The 1,852-nt window shown below is 62.4% G+C and carries 1 protein-coding gene; it reads right to left on the bottom strand.

The features are described 5' to 3' along the window. The coding region (locus EN935_RS34020; protein ID WP_164771607.1) for an efflux RND transporter permease subunit at nt 1–1,852 on the bottom strand (1,852 nt) is incomplete at both ends.

Below are 1,852 nucleotides of genomic sequence, written 5' to 3'. Positions count from 1 at the left end.
TGCCTTCTCGTCGCAGTTCGAGCGCGACGTCGACCATCATGATGCCGTTCTTCTTGACGATGCCGATCAGCATCAGGATGCCGATCACCGCGATGACAGACAGGTCCATACCGGCGAAGCGCAAGGCAACGACCGCCCCGAGCACGGCCGACGGCAGGCCGGTGAGGATTGTGAGCGGGTGGATGAAGCTCTCATACAGGATGCCGAGCACGATATAGATGGTCAGGATCGCGCCGCCGACCAGAAGACCCTGGTTGGCCAGCGAATCCTGGAAGGTCTTGGCCGTGCCGGCAAAGGTCGTCGAGATCGCCGTCGGCATGCCGATCTGCTCTTTGAGCGCGTTGATGCGCGTTACGCTGTCACCCAGCGCCACGCCCTGCGGCAGGTTGTAGGAGATCGTCACCGCCGGAAGCTGGCCGAGTTGGTTGACGGTCAGGGCGCCGGCCGTGCGATCGACGCGGGCGAAGGCGCCGAGCGGAACCAGGCTGCCGCTCGCCGTCTTCATCTGGATGGCGAGCATCCGCTCGGGCGACCATTCGATCTTGGGATCGAGCTCGGTAATGACTTCGTAGCTGTCGGCCGAGCCGAAGATTGTCGAAACCTGGTCGGTGCCGAACCCGCCATAGAGGGCGGAGCGCAGCGTGTCGGTATCGATGCCGAGCTGGGCGGCCTTGTCGCGATCCACCACCAGCGTCGCTTGCAGCGCATTGTTCTGCAGGTCGCTGGTGACGTCGGTGAAGGTCGCATGGTCGGCCGCCATCGCGTCATTCATCTTCTGCGCCCAGATATCGGTCTGGCCGGTATCGAGGCCCTGAACCACGAGCTGGTAGGCGCTGGCCGACGAGCGCGAACCCAGCCTCAGGTTCTGCACCGGCTGCATGTAGGTCTCGATACCCGGCACATTGGCCAGTTGCTTGCGCAGATCCAACTGCACCTTCTCGATATTCGGGCGTTGGCTCTTGTCCTTCAACTGAACGTAGAGCTGGCCCTGGTTCAGCGCATTGTTGCCGCTGCCTGCCGACCATGCCACATGCGAAACATAGGGCGAATGGGAAAAGACGTTGGCCACCTGCCCTTGCAGCTTCACCATGGCGTCAAACGAAATGTCCTGTCGCGCGATGGTGGTCACCGATATCTGGCCGATATCCTCCTGCGGGAAGAAGCCCTTCGGCGAGATCTGGATCAGCCACACCGACGCTGCCGCGGTTCCGACGAAGACGAGGAACACCAGGAAGGTGTGCCGCAGGCAGAAGCTCAAGACCCGGTCGTAGCTGCGTGTGACGAGGTCCTGCTTATGGCCGGCACCATGCTTGTCGCGGTCGGCCTTGGTCACCGACAGCAGCCGCGAGCACAGCATCGGCGTCAGTGTCAGCGACACGAACATCGACGCCAGGATGGCGACCGTCACCACGACGGCGAATTCGTTGAAGATGCGCCCGATGACGCCGCCCATCAGCAGCACCGGGATGAACACCGCTACCAGCGAGATCGAGATCGAGATGATGGTGAAGCCGATTTCGCGCGCCCCCTTCAGCGACGCATCGAAGGCCGACAGCCCATCCTCCTCCATATGACGGAAGATGTTCTCCAGCATCACGATGGCGTCGTCGACAACGAGGCCCACCGCAAGCGTCAGGCCCATCAGCGAGATGTTGTCGATGGAAAAGCCGAACAGGAACATCGCGCCGAGCGTGGCGATCAGCGAGATCGGCACCGCCACGGCCGGGATGATAGTCGCCGTCACCCGGCGCAGGAACACGAAGATCACCATGATCACCAGGGCAATGGTGAGCAGCAGCGTGAACTGCACGTCGCTGACGGCCTGGCGGATCGAACTCGAGCGGTCGTTGAG

It is taken from the genome of Mesorhizobium sp. M7D.F.Ca.US.004.03.1.1 (genome assembly GCF_003998635.1).
Lineage (GTDB): Bacteria > Pseudomonadota > Alphaproteobacteria > Rhizobiales > Rhizobiaceae > Mesorhizobium > Mesorhizobium loti.
This window is presented reverse-complemented; position numbering and strand designations above follow the sequence as displayed.